Annotated in this window: 12 protein-coding genes; 6 read left to right on the forward strand and 6 right to left on the reverse strand. The window is 64.0% G+C overall.

Annotated elements, in window-relative coordinates:
• Positions 1 to 39 precede the first annotated feature (39 nt).
• Positions 40 to 4,710, forward strand: coding sequence for a dermonecrotic toxin domain-containing protein (locus LU671_RS03210; RefSeq protein ID WP_232854934.1), 4,671 nt, complete (start codon positions 40 to 42; stop codon positions 4,708 to 4,710).
• 40 nt (positions 4,711 to 4,750) lie between these two features.
• Here the strand turns inward: LU671_RS03210 and LU671_RS03215 are convergent, their stop codons facing one another.
• The 5 genes from LU671_RS03215 to gpmI form a co-directional block, all read right to left on the reverse strand.
• A complete protein-coding gene (locus tag LU671_RS03215; protein WP_232854935.1) occupies positions 4,751 to 6,145 on the reverse strand; it encodes a trypsin-like serine peptidase in 1,395 nt (464 codons plus the stop codon).
• 212 nt (positions 6,146 to 6,357) lie between these two features.
• Positions 6,358 to 7,122 (reverse strand): divergent polysaccharide deacetylase family protein, encoded by a 765-nt coding sequence (locus tag LU671_RS03220; RefSeq protein ID WP_203648408.1) that lies wholly within the window; start codon positions 7,120 to 7,122, stop codon positions 6,358 to 6,360.
• Between the two features lie 9 nt (positions 7,123 to 7,131).
• Entirely contained in the window at positions 7,132 to 8,460 is a 1,329-nt protein-coding gene (locus LU671_RS03225; RefSeq protein ID WP_062572581.1) for a S41 family peptidase, read from the reverse strand.
• A 249-nt stretch (positions 8,461 to 8,709) separates the two neighbouring features.
• Complete coding sequence (locus LU671_RS03230; protein ID WP_203648406.1) at positions 8,710 to 10,008, reverse strand: murein hydrolase activator EnvC family protein; 1,299 nt, start codon at positions 10,006 to 10,008, stop codon at positions 8,710 to 8,712.
• A 225-nt stretch (positions 10,009 to 10,233) separates the two neighbouring features.
• Positions 10,234 to 11,769 carry a 2,3-bisphosphoglycerate-independent phosphoglycerate mutase gene (gpmI, locus tag LU671_RS03235; protein ID WP_232854936.1) on the reverse strand — a complete coding sequence of 512 codons (1,536 nt, stop codon included), beginning with the start codon at positions 11,767 to 11,769 and terminating at the stop codon, positions 10,234 to 10,236.
• 206 nt (positions 11,770 to 11,975) lie between these two features.
• Between gpmI and LU671_RS03240 the strand changes: the two genes are divergently transcribed.
• Genes LU671_RS03240 through secB form a run of 3 tightly spaced genes read left to right on the forward strand, consistent with a single transcriptional unit; the run spans position 11,976 to position 13,167 of the window.
• Complete coding sequence (locus LU671_RS03240; protein WP_028688411.1) at positions 11,976 to 12,389, forward strand: rhodanese-like domain-containing protein; 414 nt, start codon at positions 11,976 to 11,978, stop codon at positions 12,387 to 12,389.
• Position 12,390: 1 nt separating this feature from the next.
• Complete coding sequence (gene grxC, locus LU671_RS03245; RefSeq protein ID WP_003249204.1) at positions 12,391 to 12,645, forward strand: glutaredoxin 3; 255 nt, start codon at positions 12,391 to 12,393, stop codon at positions 12,643 to 12,645.
• A gap of 39 nt (positions 12,646 to 12,684) precedes the next feature.
• The gene (gene secB / locus LU671_RS03250; protein ID WP_203648402.1) at positions 12,685 to 13,167 is read left to right on the forward strand and encodes a protein-export chaperone SecB; all 483 of its coding nucleotides are present in this window, start codon (positions 12,685 to 12,687) and stop codon (positions 13,165 to 13,167) included.
• Positions 13,168 to 13,432: 265 nt separating this feature from the next.
• Here secB and trmL read toward each other — a convergent pair whose 3' ends face one another.
• Positions 13,433 to 13,894 carry a tRNA (uridine(34)/cytosine(34)/5-carboxymethylaminomethyluridine(34)-2'-O)-methyltransferase TrmL gene (gene trmL / locus LU671_RS03255; protein WP_203648400.1) on the reverse strand — a complete coding sequence of 154 codons (462 nt, stop codon included), beginning with the start codon at positions 13,892 to 13,894 and terminating at the stop codon, positions 13,433 to 13,435.
• On the opposite strand from trmL, the gene LU671_RS03260 reads away from it, so the two are divergent.
• Together LU671_RS03260 and LU671_RS03265 are read left to right on the forward strand one after the other, a co-directional pair.
• Positions 13,893 to 14,330, forward strand: coding sequence for a hypothetical protein (locus LU671_RS03260; protein ID WP_232854937.1), 438 nt, complete (start codon positions 13,893 to 13,895; stop codon positions 14,328 to 14,330). The genes trmL and LU671_RS03260 overlap by 2 nt on opposite strands.
• Positions 14,331 to 14,647: 317 nt before the next feature.
• Positions 14,648 to 15,421 carry an RHS repeat-associated core domain-containing protein gene (locus tag LU671_RS03265; protein ID WP_232854938.1) on the forward strand — a complete coding sequence of 258 codons (774 nt, stop codon included), beginning with the start codon at positions 14,648 to 14,650 and terminating at the stop codon, positions 15,419 to 15,421.
• The last annotated feature ends 4 nt before the right edge of the window (positions 15,422 to 15,425 follow it).

A 15,425-nucleotide genomic window follows, 5' to 3' on the forward strand; every position in this document is an offset into this window, starting at 1 on the left:
GGGCATGGTGGTGGCTCATCAATGAACGGGGCCTTTTCCATGACCAACACCTCAACACCGATCTTCGACTTCAAGAACGCCGTCGCCCGGCAATTCGCCAGTCGGCCGACCTTGCGCCAGGTGGTCAGCGAGCAGCTGCTGCACGTGCTGTTCAGGGAGCTGCCATGGCTGGCCTTCGTCGAGCCGGCGCTGGAGTCCGCCGATCCGTTGATCCTGGACAGCCCGGATCCAGACACCCACTACTGGACGACCGCCCCGCTGGTGGAGGTTGTGCTGCAGGCGATGCTCGATGGTACGCCGTTGGACCTGGAGGCCATCGGCGAACGCCATCACAATCTGGGCCTGGCGGGGCCTCACCGCTTCGCCGGCTCGCACGGTGCCTGGGATACACGTCGTCTGACGGGCATCACGCCTGTGCTCAACAGGCTGCTGGCGCGACTGATCGAGCACTTCAGCCAGGCTCAGGTGAGCTATTGGAACGGGCTGGGTACATCCGGCAAGCGCCGCGATAGCTGGTTGCAGCTGCTGTTGAAAATGGCGTTGCTGCGCAACCTGCCCCTGCAGGGGCTGGACGACCAGCAGCAGGCTTGTGTCCGTGGCCTGATTCGGGGAAGTGATGATCAGCCTGCGGTGTTCGTCGTCCAGGCCAGCCTGCGTGCGGACCAGCAGCAATTCAGACGGCTCCAGCCCGGCTTGCTGGTGACGGCCGAGTGGGACGAGCGAGCGGTTGTGCTCTGGCTTGAGCCGTCGGGCCAGGTCAGGGCCTTCGATTCGCTGGACGATTTCGCCCTGGCGCTGCGTGACGAACTTGCGCTGCGCTACCGGTTCACTGCCCTGACCTGGGATCGCCACGAACTCGAGGGCGATGTATTCGCGCAATGGAGCGCCTTGCTGCTCGGGCACATGCTCGAGCGCATCGGGCAACTGCGTCTGCAGGGGCTGACACTGGCGCAAATGGAGGCGCTGTTCGCCGAGCTGAGCGACCCCGCGCAGTGGTTGGTGGCGGGCTACTTCGTCGAAGAAACGGGTGCGCCCGCGATACCGCCAGGCATAGCCGATTCGTCGGCCAGCACCAGCTTCGCCTATCAGTCGGCGTTGCTGGATATGGCGCTGGACCAGATTGACGCAAAGGGCGTGGCGGCGCTGGATGGGATACTCGACCTGCAGGCTTATGCCCGCCAGCAACTACGCATGCAGATGCTCGAGGACTATCCGTTGGAAGCCAACTATTTCTCCGATGAACTGATCCTGGCGCTTCAGGTCGCCAACGGAGTTCCGGGGGGCGCAGGAGCAGGCACCGGTGGTGGCGAACCGCTGGAGTCGGCGGGCGAGCTGACCCTGACCGAGTTCGCCATCGCCAATCTCAGCTCACTGGGTGATGCCTTCATCCAAAACATCAGGCATGCCAACGGTCAGCTGATCATGCCCTGGATGACTATCGACTACGTGAAGGCACTGGTGCGCAAGGTCGATATCGGTGGCCGTTATCCCAAGTACGTGGCCGACGCCCTGGATGACCCGGCGGCCCGCCCCGAGCGCACTCGCCGCTTTGCCCGGGAGTGGCGCCAGGCGCTGCGTTTCAGCGCCTTGCAGGCGAAACTCGATCACAAGCTCAGCGAAGCGGGCCTGCAGTGTGTCATCGATCTGTGCAAAGACCTTGGCGACAAGAGCTTGAAGGCAAGCGGCCTGATGCCGCTCACCTTCAAGCGGCAGCCGACTTCCAGCCGGCATGATCGGGTCCAGGGCATGTTCGTACTGTTTTCGACCGAGCCCCGTGTGGTGCTGCTCTACCGCCCGCTGTACGCGGATGAACCGCTACGGCAGTTCTCCAGCCTCGATGCGCTGATGGCGGCCATCCGCGAATCGGGCCCGCTGCAGGCGAGCATCCTGGCCTGGATGGATGAGCATGCTCGGCCGATCTACGACAAGGGTGGGTTTGCAGAGCCCCACGTCGTGCATCTTGGTATTGATCCTTTCCAACTACCCGAAAGGCCCGAGCCGGCCCGGTTGGACGGGGTGCTGTGGCTAGACGATGTGGATGAAAAATTGTACGCGGCAAATCGGGCGCTACTTTTGGACCTGGCCGAGAAGCAGAGCACGTCCACTGCCGAAAGCCGTTGGGCGGTGCTCGGCAAAGGCGCCTGGCTGCTGTTCGATACCGCCACGGTGCTGATGAGTGGGCCGATCGCTACGGTTGCCTGGTTGATCCAGACCCTTGATAGCCTGCGTGGCGATGGCCAGGCGCTGGCGCAAGGTGGCGCGTTCGAGCGCTCCACGGCCGCCGTCGACCTGGTCATCAACCTGGGCATGGCGCTGTTGCATGCGCGACTGCCGAAAGGCCGCCAGGCAGTGCCGCGGCGCTTGCTCCAGGCCGCCGGTTTCGAAGGGCCTCCCACCCAGGACGGTGGCTACGCGGCGGCAAGGGTCGAGCCGGCCCAAGGCAAGGTGGGTATGCCGGGGCCACTGCCGCGTGCCGCCACGGGTTTGCAGCTCGACCTGAGCTGGCGCGGCAACCAAGGGTTCAACTGGCTTACCCCGGAGCAACGCAACGCCTTGATGGCCATGCGTGCGAGTGTTCCGCTGGCGGGCTTGCAGCCCTCGCTAGCCGGGCTGTACACGGTCGACGGGCGGCACTATGTCTCGATGCTGGGGGAGGTCTTCGCCGTCAGTGTGGAAGGCGATGACATCCGGATTGTCGACGGCGCGCGGCAGCCGGGGCCGTGGCTGGTCTTCGAGCAAGGTGCCTGGCGCATCGATACCCGGCTGCGCCTCGGTGGTGGCATGCCCGGCGGGCGTCTCGAGCGGCAGTTCGCCAGGCTGCGAGTCGCCACCCACAAATTGACCGATCAGGCAAACCGGGAGCTGCAAACGTTCGGCCGTTTTAGCCAGGAAGTCGTCACGGTCCAGGAGCGTCTTCAGCATCTGGAAAGGTTGAGGATTCAGGAAAGGGGCAGGCGACTCGCAGCTGAGGAGCACGAGGATGACACGTTCGACAGGGCCGCCTCCGACCGGATCATGGCGTCTTATGATCAGCGCATCGCCGCGCTCGCTGGCGAACTGGACGCCAAGCGCCTGCAAGCCGTCGCCCAGGCCGAAGCGGTGGTCCGCCTGGATCGCGAGCACTGCGGTGTCCTGCAGAGCATGCTCGAGCCCAAGTACGGCAGCCTCCGCAAGCCGGGCTTCGCACAGACCCTCGGCCTGCATCGGGCCACGCTGACGGCTGCGCTGCTGCGCAACAGCGATTTCATCCTGGGTGAGCTGCAGCACCTTGCGAACTTTCCGCGCATGACCGAGTTGGCGGCGCAGTTCGATGACGGTGTAGGCGCCCATGTGCGCGGCGAGTACCGGCATTTTCGCGTGGAGCTGGCGAAGGTCGTCGACCTCCAGGAGCGCATGCTGGTCGCGCAAGGTGGCCTGGATGAGTTGCTGGCCGAGGTCCCCGACGACCTTGACTTCGGCATTGCCGGAGCCCGGCGAACGGTCGCCCGGTTGATAGCCGAGCGTACCTTCACCGTTGTCGATCTTCGCTTCCATCACGCCCTGAACCTGGCAGACCTGGCATTGCACCTGGACTCGCAAAATGGCCGGCATCAACTGCTGAGGTACCGCGACGATCTGGCGGGCACCACACTCAGGAGCGCCGCCACGGCCCATGGCGAGTCGCTGATGTCCAACCTGGGCGTGGCCGATCGCATCAGCATTCTCCAGGAAGCGTGGGACGCCTATGCGGCGGCGATCATCAATGCGCTGCACCTGGAGCGCACGGGCGGCGACCTGGTGGAAGTCGACCGGCTTCAGCGCTACCGGACCCATATGCAACTGCTCAAGGATGATGCCGGGCGCCGTCTGGTGGATGCCCTTGCGGAGCAGGACGGCGCGCCAGGGTTGATCAAGCGAGTGCCTTATCCGCGCACCGAGGAGTTGCAGCGGGCCGTGCGCACCCGTGAAGGCCTGCTGGTCATCGGGACTGAAGTGCAGGGGCAGGCGGGGACACTGCTCGAGGTGCGTGACCCGATCAGCAAGGCGGTCCTGCAGGTCTTCGACTTCAAGGACGGTGACTGGGTGGAGCGCGAAGGCGATGGGGCAAAGGCCGGCGCCGAGGAAGAGGGCACGGAGCAAGCCAAGGCTCTGGTGCAGGGGCTGCTGAAGGATAGCGAAGACGTGCTGGCCATCGCCTGGGCCTATGTGAAGGATGACGTCAATGGGCGCATGCTGGAGCGCTTGCTCAACCGCCAGGCCGACCGCTTGCAAGGTACGGCCGCGCTCCTGGCCGGGCAGGGAGCGGCTGAAGCGCTGGTGGACGCCTTGAATGCCGCGGTGAGCGACCTGCAGGCGCAGATGAAGCGCCTGCTGACCGAGCTGTACGACAAGACCCGCTATCCCTCTGCGCACGGGCTGCGTTTTCTCCATGCTCAGGGGTTGATCCAGGTGGACTACATCAGGCGTGATACCTCGGCCACTACCAGCCCGTTCGACGAGTTCAGGGTAACCCGCCTGGAAGCCCCAGGGGAAACCAGGGGGCGCAGCCTCTGGGCGGCGCATTTCCACCTGCCCTCCCAGGCAGCGCCGCTCGAGGCGTTCACCCATGGGCACCTGAAGGTCTGGAGCCAGCGTTTTCTGGGCAGACAGTACGAGGCCGTCAGCGGTGAGCGGGTGCACAGGGGGCGCCTGACTGCCAGCGATGTGGCAGGGATCATTCCCTTGGCTTGAGGGGGCGGCCCTGCCTGAGCGGCGCAGGCAGGGCCTGAAATCAATGGCCGTGCACCGGCAGCAGTTCGCTGTGGGTCGACGCCACTTGTCCGTCGATGTCGATGGCGCGGCTACAGAGCGTGGCCGGCAGGCGTGAGGCCGGGATGACCTGGGCGGGTGTCAGGGCGCGGCGGTAACCGAAGGCGTTGTCGCAGTCCATCCGGTCCGCGGCGCCGTACTTGACCAGGTAGTGGCTCAGGTAGGGCTGCCTGGTCTGCCAGTTGAGCATGACGTGGCCTTGCTCGTGGCGATCAAGGGTGTAGCGGATTTGCGGAAGACCTGCCGGAATCACCTCGACAGGCAGGCTAAGGGCGTTGGCCAGCAGGGCCGGGTAGGGACGCTGATCCGGCGATTGTACGCCGACCAGACACAGGTAGTAGCGGCCCGGCTCGCTGGCGATCGGGTTGTCGATGCGCCGTTCGCTGGCGGGGATCGTGCCGCTGTAGCCGGCCGCGTCCTCGCACTTGAGTGCATCGCGTACCTGCTTGTAGCGGTAGCGCGGGGTGTCGATGTCGAGGGCCAGGTCCCAGGTGGCGGCGGATGAGCCGTTGCCGAGCCGCCTGAGCAAGCGGGCCCGCCCTTTCTGAGTGATTTGGAAGGCGGGCAGCAGGATGCAGCGTTCGAGGCTCAGATCGGCGTGGCCTTGGTGAAAGCAACCGAGTACACGCTGGACCGGGATGGCGTAATTGTTTTGCGTCGCTCCGACGGGCACGCTGTTGACGACGCTGACCAAGTGTCCGCTGACCTGGTCGATCACCGCGCTGCCTGATGCGCCTTTGCCGCCGGAGGGGCAGTCATTGACCTTGAGCCTGCGCCATACCCAGGGAAACTCGGTCACGCTGGCCTGGTCCCGTTCTGTGCATTGGGCCGCGCGCAGTCCGAGGTCTGGCCTGCCGGCCTCGCCCACCATCACCACCGCGCTGCCTGATGCTGGACTGACGCCAAGCGCCAGCGGCTGGATGCCTGCGGCCATCACCTGAGCGAGGCTGGCGTCCAGTTCCAGCAGCGCCAGGTCGCTGCCTTGCATGCTGCTCCACAGCGTGCGCTTGAGGGCGAATGTCGGGCGGGCATCCGGGGTGTCGGCGAAGTAGTTGAAGGTGATGCTGCCCTGCGCCGGCTGATCGTGGATGATCCGGCCATTGCGAGTCTCCAGGCAGTGGCCGCTGGTCAGCAGGTAAGCGGGGCCTGTCGTGGTGGATGCGGGGCCGCGGCTGTCGATCAGCGTGGCGATGCATTGGCGGCCGCGCTCCATGTTAAGGCGGCCGATGCCGCTCCAATGGGCGTGCTCGCCCTGGGCGTTTTTCAGCAGTGTGGGTGTGTCGCTGGTGGCGGCGAGGGTTTCGGTCGCGGCCCAGAGCATCGTCAGGGCAAGCAGAGAGGTGGCTTTGGTCGACATCGGTTGAGCTCCTGTATGGATTACCGATGCGAGCGTGCCTGCGGGGAAGGGGCGCCAGGTGGTGCTTATGGATATGCGCGGTACGTTGGCTGTGGCGGCATAGGTATCACCAGCGTGGGAGCGGGCTTGGCCCGCGATGCCCTGCCAGCACCGGCCTAGCCGGTGATCGCGGGGCTAGCCCGCTCCCACGTTGGTCTGGATCGGGCGACGCCTCAGCGATTGCTGTAGCGACCCTGGTGACCATGGGCGGGCATGGCCTGATTGCCGCGTTCGGCGATCATCTGCGGTAGACCGATCAACTCGATGCCCTGGGCCTTGAGTCGGGGGATTTCACGGGCCAGTACCTCAAGCGTCTGCGGGTAGGGGTGGCCGATCAGTACCGCAGAGCCTTGTTTGCGGGCCTGGGCGATACCCAGCTGCAATTGTCCGCTGATCGCCTCCGTGGTGCGCACGTCATCGAGGAACACATCCCGTGAGACATGGGCCAAGCCCAATGCCTGGGCCTCTGCCGCCGCCACAGTGGCGGCGCTGGTGCGGCTGTCGACGAAGAACAGGTGGCGGCGTTGCAGCTCTTCCATCAGCCAGCGCATCGGTTCGCGCTGGGCGGTCATGCGGCTGCCCATGTGGTTGTTGATACCCGCGACGTAAGGCACCTTGGCCAAGGCGGCGTCCAGGCGCCGGGCCAGCTCCTCGATCGGCGTGCCGGGGTGCCAGGCGTAGGGGCCGGTGGCCGGATCCATGGGCATGTGCAGGATCACCGTGCGTCCGGCCTTGTGGGCCTGGCGGGCGAACTCGGTGGCGTGCGGGGTGTCGGGCATGATCGCCATGGTCACCGGCCCGGGCAGGGCGAGGGTGCGGCTGTCACGCTCGCTGCTCTGCCCCAGGTCGTCGATGATGATGCTCATGTAGGCCTTGCCCGGCGCCGCCTGGGCGGTGCCGAGCATGAGGCAGAACAGCGTGAACAGCAGGTAACGCATGGGTAGCGGTCAGTCGCCCTTGGTGATGTTCAGGCCCTTGAGCAGGCTGAGGGCCTGGCTGAGCTGGAAGTCGTTGTCCTGTGGGCGATCCTTGCGCTTGCTGCTGCCGCTCGGGCGGTCGGCGCCGCCATTGCCGTTGCCCAGGTGGCCCTGCAGGTCGGCTTCCTTGAAGTTGTCGTTGTCGGCCTCGGCGGTGAGCTTGGCCGGACGCACCTCGATGTCCGGGACGATGCCCTGGGCCTGGATCGAGCGACCGTTGGGGGTGAAGTACAGCGCGGTGGTGAGCTTCAACGCACGGTCGTTGGCCAGTGGCAGCACGGTCTGCACCGAGCCCTTGCCGAAGCTGTCGGTGCCCATCAGCACGGCGCGTTTCTGGTCCTGCAGGGCGCCGGCGACGATTTCCGAGGCCGAGGCGCTGCCGCCGTTGATCAGCACCACCAGCGGCACGCCTTCGCTGGCGTCGGCCGGGTCGGCGGAGTAGCGCAGTTCGGAGTTGGCGATGCGGCCCTTGGTGTAGACGATCAGGCCCTTGGTGAGGAAGTGGTCGGCCACTTCCACCGCCGACTGCAGCACGCCACCGGGGTTGTTGCGCAGGTCGAGGACCACGCCACGCAGCTTCTTGCCGTTGTCCTTGCGCAGCTTGGCCAGGGCCTTGCCTACCTCGTCGCCGGTCTTGACCTGGAACTGGGTGATGCGGATGTAACCGTAGTCGTTCTCCAGCAACTGGCTCTTGACGCTCTTGACCTGGATCACCGCGCGGGCCAGCGTCACGTCGAACGGCGTGCCGCCGTCGCGCACCAGGGTCAGGGTGATCTTCTCGCCGATCTTGCCGCGCATCTTGTCCACGGCCTCGGTCATGGTCTGGCCACGGGTCGGCGCGCCGTTGATCTTGACGATCAGGTCTCCGGCCTCGATGCCGGCGCGGGAGGCCGGGGTGTCGTCGATGGGCGAGACCACCTTGACGAAGCCGTCTTCCATGCCCACTTCGATGCCCAGGCCGCCGAACTCGCCGCTGGTGCTTTCCTGCAGCTCCTGGAAATCCTCGGGGCCGAGGTAGGCAGAGTGTGGGTCAAGGTTGCTGAGCATGCCCTTGATGGCGTTCTCCAGCAGGGTCTTGTCGTCCACAGGCTCCACATAGGCGGCCTTGATGCGGTCCATGACCTCGGCAAAGGTGCGCAGCTCTTCAAGCGGCAGCGGCGCCTTGGCGGTCACCTCGGTGGCCGGCACCGCAGCCGGCTTGGCCGCTGGCTTGGCCGGCTCGGCAGCAACGGCCAGGGGCGCGCCGATGACCAGGGCGATGGTCAGGGCCAGCTGGGTGAGGCGAGGCGAGTGCAGCATGTCGAACGAACTCCTGATCCTGTTGGTGCTCCCGTCGGGAGCATCGGCGCCGCCGTTTCGTGGGCGGCGCCGTAAAAGTAGCATTATCCAGTGTCCTGTCTCGGAAATAAGCTGTTCACTTTTGGCGGCGTCTTGGGCGCCCGGCCGGCGTTGCCACTCCTCGCCATAGCCCTGCTATGACTCGTCGCGGCGCCTTGGCCGAACACCCAAGCCACTCGCCAAAAGAGAACGTATTTCCGAGACAGGACACTAGCCTCGGCACCATTGCGCAGGGTCGGTGGGCCGGCCCTGCTGGCGAATCGCGAAGTACAGGCCGGCGTTGTCCTGGCCACCGCTGTCGCCGACGGTGGAGATGGCATCGCCGGCCTTGACGATATCGCCGGCGCTCTTGAGCAGGCTCTGGTTGTGGCCGTACAGGCTCAGGTAGCCATTGCCATGGTCGAGAATGACCAGAAGTCCAGCGCCGCGCAACCAGTCGGCGAACACCACGCGCCCGCCGTGCACGGCGCGCACCTGGGTGCCGGCGCTGGCGCCGATCATCACTCCGTCCCATTTGGCCCGGGCGTCGCCGCCGCGGGTATCGCCGAAGCGTGCCAGCAATCGACCATTGACGGGCCATGGAAGTTTGCCCCGGGCCGCAGAAAAAGCGCCGCCGTAGCTGGCGCCATCGCTGGAAACCACCGGGCCGAGGGTGGTGCGGGCCTTTTTCGGCGCCTCCTCGGGCTCCTGGGCACGGGCTGCCGCAGCCAGGGCCTGCTCCTTGCGGCGTTTCTCTTCTTCCTGCCTGGCCAGCAGGGCGCGCTGGCGCGCCTCTTCGGCCTCGCGGGCCTGGCGGGCCAGGGTTTCCTCGATGGTCTTGAGCACCTTGCCCAGGTCGGCCTGGTCCTGCTCGCGGCTCTGCAGCTTCTGGTCGCGCTCTTTCATGTCGCTGTTGAGCTTGGCCAGCACCTGCTGGCGCTTGTCGCGTTCGGCCACGAGCGCCTGGCGGCGACCGTCGAGGTCGGCGCGTTGGGTCAGCAGCTGTTCCTGCTGGCGGGCGATGTCCTGCTCGACGTTGGCCAGCTGGCGCAGGGTCTCGTTGAAGGCGCGCAACTGGTCCATGCGCGCCTTGCTGAGGTAGTCGTAATAGGTGAGGGTGCGGGCGAACTTCTCGGGGTTCTGCTGGTTCAGCAGCAGCTTGAGGTATTCCTCGCGGCCGTTGTTCTGGTAGGCCGAACGGGCCTGGATGGCAATCAGGCGTTGCTGTTCAACGCGGGCGCTCTGGAGTTTTTTTTTCTCGTGATCAAGGCGCTCCAGCTCGCCCTCGGTCTTTTTTAGTTCTTGCTGCAATGCCTCCACCTGTTTCTCGAGGCTGCCGATGTCGGTCTCGGTGGACTTGAGGTCTTTCTGCACGCCGGCTTTCTCCTCCTGAAGCTTGCCCAGCATCTTCTTCAGCTCGGCGATGTCCTGGCGGGTGGCGTCCAGCTGTTGCTGGGTCTGTGCGCGCTCGTCGGCGAAAGCCGGGGTGAGCAGGCATGACAGGGCTAGTAAGAAGAGGGCGCGGAGCATGGGGTTTGGCGTACCGGGGATGGAGACTGGCCTAGTATGCCCTTGCGGGCCTGCAAAAAAAACGCCCCGCGGCATGCGCGGCGGGGCGTTGGTCTGGAATTCAGGTATTTCGGGGCTGCTGCGCAGCCCTTTCGCGGCACAAGGCCGCTCCTACAGGTTATGTGCGATCACCTGTAGGAGCGGCCTTGTGCCGCGGAAGGGCCGCAAAGCGGCCCCGTACAAGCATCAAGCATCGACCAGGATCGAGATGCCGGTCATCTCGACCGGCTTTTCCAGCCCCAGCAGCTTGAGCATGGTCGGCGCTACATCGGCCAGCACGCCGCCTTCGCGGACCTTGACCTGGCGCTTGCCGACATAGATGAACGGCACCGGCTCGCTGGTGTGGGCGGTGTGCGCCTGGCCGGTGCACTCGTCTTCCATCTGCTCGACGTTGCCGTGGTCAGCGGTGATCAGCGCTTCGCCGCCGACCTTGTCCAGGGCCTCGACGATACGGCCGACGCAGATGTCCAGGGCTTCGACGGCCTTGACCGCCGCTTCGAACACGCCAGTATGGCCGACCATGTCGCCGTTGGCATAGTTGACCACGATCACGTCATAACGCTGCTGCTCGATGGCCTCGACGATGCGGTCGGTGACCTCGGGAGCGTTCATTTCCGGCTGCAGGTCGTAGGTGGCGACCTTCGGCGACGGGATCAGGATGCGTTCTTCGCCTTCGAACGGCTCTTCGCGACCACCGGAGAAGAAGAAGGTGACATGGGCGTACTTCTCGGTCTCGGCGATACGCAGCTGGGTCTTGCCGTTCTTCGCCAGGTATTCGCCCAGGACATTGTCCAGACTGGACGGGGCAAACGCGGCAGGCGCCGGAATTTTCGCCGAATACTGGGTCAGGCCGATGTACGCCGCCAGCTTGGGCAGGCGTGCGCGTGGGAATTCGCTGAAGTCCGCTTCGACGAACGCACGGGACAGCTCGCGGGCACGGTCGGCGCGGAAGTTCATGAAGATGACCGCGTCGCCATCCTCGACCTTGACGGCTTCGCCAATGCGCGTGGCCTTGACGAACTCGTCGTTCTCCTCGCGGGCGTAGGCGGCTTGCAGGCCGGCGAGAGCGCTGTCGGCGGTATATTCGGCGGTGCTGTCGACGATCAGGTTGTAGGCGGCTTGTACGCGATCCCAGCGGTTGTCGCGGTCCATGGCGTAGTAGCGGCCGATCAGGCTGGCGATGCGGCCCTTGCCCAGGCGGGCGAAGGTGGCGTCGAGCAGTTCGATGGACGACTGGGCGCTGCGCGGCGGGGTGTCGCGGCCGTCGAGGAAGGCGTGCAGGTAGATCTTCTCGGCGCCACGCTGCGCGGCCAGCTCGGCCATGGCGATCAGGTGGTCCTGGTGGCTGTGCACGCCGCCGTCGGAGAGCAGGCCGAGGATGTGCACGGCCTTGCCGGCGCCGACGGCCTTGTCCACCGCGCCGCCGAGCACGGGGTTCTCGAAGAACTCGCCGTCACGGATGGCCTTGGTCACCCGGGTGAAGTCCTGGTACACCACGCGGCCGGCGCCGAGGTTCATGTGACCGACTTCGGAGTTGCCCATCTGCCCGTCGGGCAGCCCCACGTCCATGCCGGAACCGGAGATCAAACCGTGCGGCTGGGTGGCGCGCAGGCGGTCGTAGACCGGCGTGTTGGCAGCGAAGATGGCGTTGTATTCGGGGCTTTCGCTGTGACCGAAGCCATCCAGGATGATCAGGACCAGGGGTTTAGGCGTACTCGTCATCAATCAAACTCACGGTTGTTCAAAGATGATAAAGACACGCATTTTAGGGCAAATCCGCCAGCGACGGCGAATATTCCTCCCCTTGCCCGACAGGCGCGGTCGGGCATGCAACATGAAGACGCGTTTACCGCCAGCCCAGCGGGCTTTGGCGGTCATGGGGCGCTGTGTATACTGGCCGCCATTTTCAATCGCCTGGAACACCCCTGATGGTTGCTCACCTGATTCAATTCGCGACAGATCACTACATCCTGGTGGCCATTTTCGTCGTCCTGCTGGTCCTGCTGCTGATCAATGAAGTCCGCCGTGGCGGCCAGAGCCTGAGCAACGGCCAGCTGACCGCCCTGGTCAACGCCGACAAGGCCGTAGTGATCGATATCCGTACCGCCAAGGAATACTCGGCCGGGCATATCGTCGGTGCGCTGAACATTCCCCAGGACAAAGTCGCCGGCCGCATGAGCGAGCTGGAAAAACACAAAGAGAAGACCCTGATCGTCGTCGACGCGATGGGCCAGCAGTCCGGCACCCTGTGCCGCGAGCTGCTCAAGGCTGGTTACACCGCCGCCAAGCTCAGCGGTGGCGTTTCCAGCTGGAAAGCCGATAACCTGCCCCTGGTGAAGTGATATGAAGCCCGTCATCGTCTATTCCAGCGACTACTGCCCCTACTGCATGCGCGCCAAGTACCTGCTCGAGAGCAAGGGCGTGGCGTTCGAGGAGATCAAGGTCGACGGCAAGCCCCAGGTTCGCGCCGAAATGAGCCAGAAGGCCGGCCGTACCTCGGTGCCGCAGATCTGGATCGGCAGCACGCACGTCGGTGGATGCGATGACCTCTATGCCCTGGAGCGCGCGGGCAAGCTCGACGCGCTGCTGGCGGCCTGATTCGCACTGCATTCAAGAACATTAGGAAAAGGATCTGCCATGACCGAGCAACAGACCAACGGCGCCACTGACGCCACCGCTCCACAATTCTCCCTGCAGCGCATCTACGTGCGCGATCTGTCATTCGAGGCCCCGAAAAGCCCGCAGATCTTCCGCCAGCAGTGGGAGCCGAGCGTCTCGCTGGACCTGAACACCCGTCAGAAAGCCCTGGAAGGCGACTTCCACGAAGTCGTGCTGACCCTGTCGGTGACCGTCAAGAATGGTGACGAAGTGGCCTTCATCGCCGAAGTGCAGCAGGCTGGCATCTTCCTGATCGCCAATCTGGACGCGTCCTCGATGAGCCACACCCTCGGCGCGTTCTGCCCGAACATCCTGTTCCCGTACGCCCGCGAGACCCTGGACAGCCTGGTGACCCGTGGCTCGTTCCCGGCGCTGATGCTGTCGCCGGTCAACTTCGACGCCCTGTACGCGCAAGAGATGCAGCGCATGCAGGAAGCCGGTGAAGTGCCAACTGTGCAGTGATTGCTGCCGGTAAAGATAAAGGCGACCTTCGTGGTCGCCTTTTTCATGGTGTGTCGCCTGCCCCGGCCCTTTCGCGGGTAAACCCGCTCCCACAGGATTTATGCTGCTCTCAGCAATCACACAGTACCTGTGCTCCCAAAGGATTTGTGCTGTTCTCAGCAACCACACAATATCTGTGCACCCACAGGTAATGTGCTGCTCTTGGCAACCCCGCAATACCTGTGGGAGCGGGCTTGCCCGCGAAAGGGCCGGTACAGGCAGCGCATCAGCTACCGGCAAACCCCTGCTGCCGCCACGCCTCGTACACTGTCACCGCCACGGTATTGGACAGGTTCAGGCTCCGGCACCCCGGCCGCATCGGCAGGCGCAGGCGCTGCTCGGGGGCCAGGCTGTCCAGCACCTCGGCCGGCAGGCCACGGCTTTCAGGCCCGAACAGGAAGGCGTCGCCAGGCTGGTACTCGACCTCGTGAAACGGGTGCGAGCCCTTGGTGGTGAAGGCGAACAGCCTTGGCTGATTCAGGCTTTCCAGGCAGTCGGCCAGGCTTTGGTGACGCTTGAGCGTGGCATACTCGTGGTAGTCCAGCCCTGCCCGGCGCAGGCGCTTGTCGTCCAGTTCGAAGCCGATCGGCTCGATCAGGTGCAGGTCGCAGCCGCTGTTGGCGCACAGGCGGATGATGTTGCCGGTATTCGGCGGAATTTCTGGTTGAAAAAGGATGACGTGAAACATGCACGGCTCCAAGCATGAAGATGACGGGCATTCTACCCCCGAACCCGACCCGCGTTCGAAGGCCTTCCCGCGGGTGATCCTGTCGCTGGCCCTTGTCGGGCTGATGGTCGGCATGATGATCGGGCGTTTGACCACCCCGGAAGAACGGGTGCTCGAGCAGGTGCAGGTGGTGCAGGATGGCCTGGACCTGTGGTTCAACGAAGAGCCCAGGCTGCATGGCGAGAACGTCCAGGGCACCGTGGCCATCGTGTTCGAGGCCCAGGGCAAGACCCAGCGTGGTCAGCTGACGCTGCAGGACAAACCGGTGGGCTGGCGCCTGCAGAAGAGCGAGGAAGGGCTGGTACTGACCGTGGTGGCCGCCCGCCCCCTGCGTGGCGAGTGGAACGCGACGGAGGAGGCGGGGCGCTGGCGGGTGCAGGTGAGGCTGCACGAATAAAAGAGGGGATTTCCCGGCCTGCCTGTACCGAGGTCCCCAAAACTGGAGGTGCTGAGTACTTAGCAGGGAGCGTGCCAGGTCTGGTATAGGCCCAAGAATGCGGTGTTCCGGCCATTCTTTGAGGGCTTTTGAAGGCAAATTTGCCTTTTGCTGGTGCGCGCAGCACAGCAACGGTGCAAATGGCTCTATCTAGGATGTGGGGTGGTGAAGTAGGCGCGGTGGCACCTGCTGAACCTGATAATTTTGCCAGTATCGGACACTGCCAGTCTCGGTTAGCTTTCGGCTCATGACTTATGGTCTTGCGGGAGTGACTGTTCATGAGCGTGTATTTGCCGATGCTCGATCACCAGCGATCGCCGTTCGGGAGTAGCAATTTCTCCAGGGTGTATACGCCTTACGGTGCTTTTACAGGTACAGGGGGGCCGACCCTTGGTTTCTGCGGGCAGCGTAAAGAATCGCTGATCGATTTGTATCCATTAGGTAATGGCCATCGCTATTATTCTCCATGCCTGAGGCGCTTCATTTCGTCTGACCAATTGAGCCCGTTTGGTAAGGGCGGGATTAATGCCTATGTTTATTGTGGTGACGACCCAGTAAATAGGCATGATCCTGATGGGCGGAATTATGGGCAGGTAGCGGAAACCGCAGCGAAACTGTTCCTTGCCTCTTTCGCATCTCTAGAGAGTCTTAAAACTTTTGTAGATAGGGTCGACAGCACGATGTTCCCTGCCCCAGGTCAGGTCAATAAGCCCAGTAAGCTTATAACGGCTTTAGAAGGTGCCACGGCTATTTTCGCTGCGCATGCGGCTGTCAAGGAGGTTAGTAGTCTGGTGGGTGGCGAGATGCCGCAAGAATTTGACCAAATTGCTGCAACGGCGACTCTTACTTTATGGTTTGCTAAGAAGTTTGCAGAGGATCGTGAAGGTTTTAGGCGGCCAGACTTAAAGGTGGAGTGGAAGTCCTTCATGAATAATTTCTACGACCCAGAGTTGGCTAAGAGGGTTCTAACAAACTTGGGGCTTTTGAAGCAGCAGGCACCCACTGAGGATGCGCATAAACTTAGAGGGCAGAGTTTGGATGACCTTGCGTAGTTTT

Source organism: Pseudomonas sp. NMI760_13 (assembly GCF_021283245.1).
GTDB classification, from domain to species: domain Bacteria; phylum Pseudomonadota; class Gammaproteobacteria; order Pseudomonadales; family Pseudomonadaceae; genus Aquipseudomonas; species Aquipseudomonas peradeniyensis.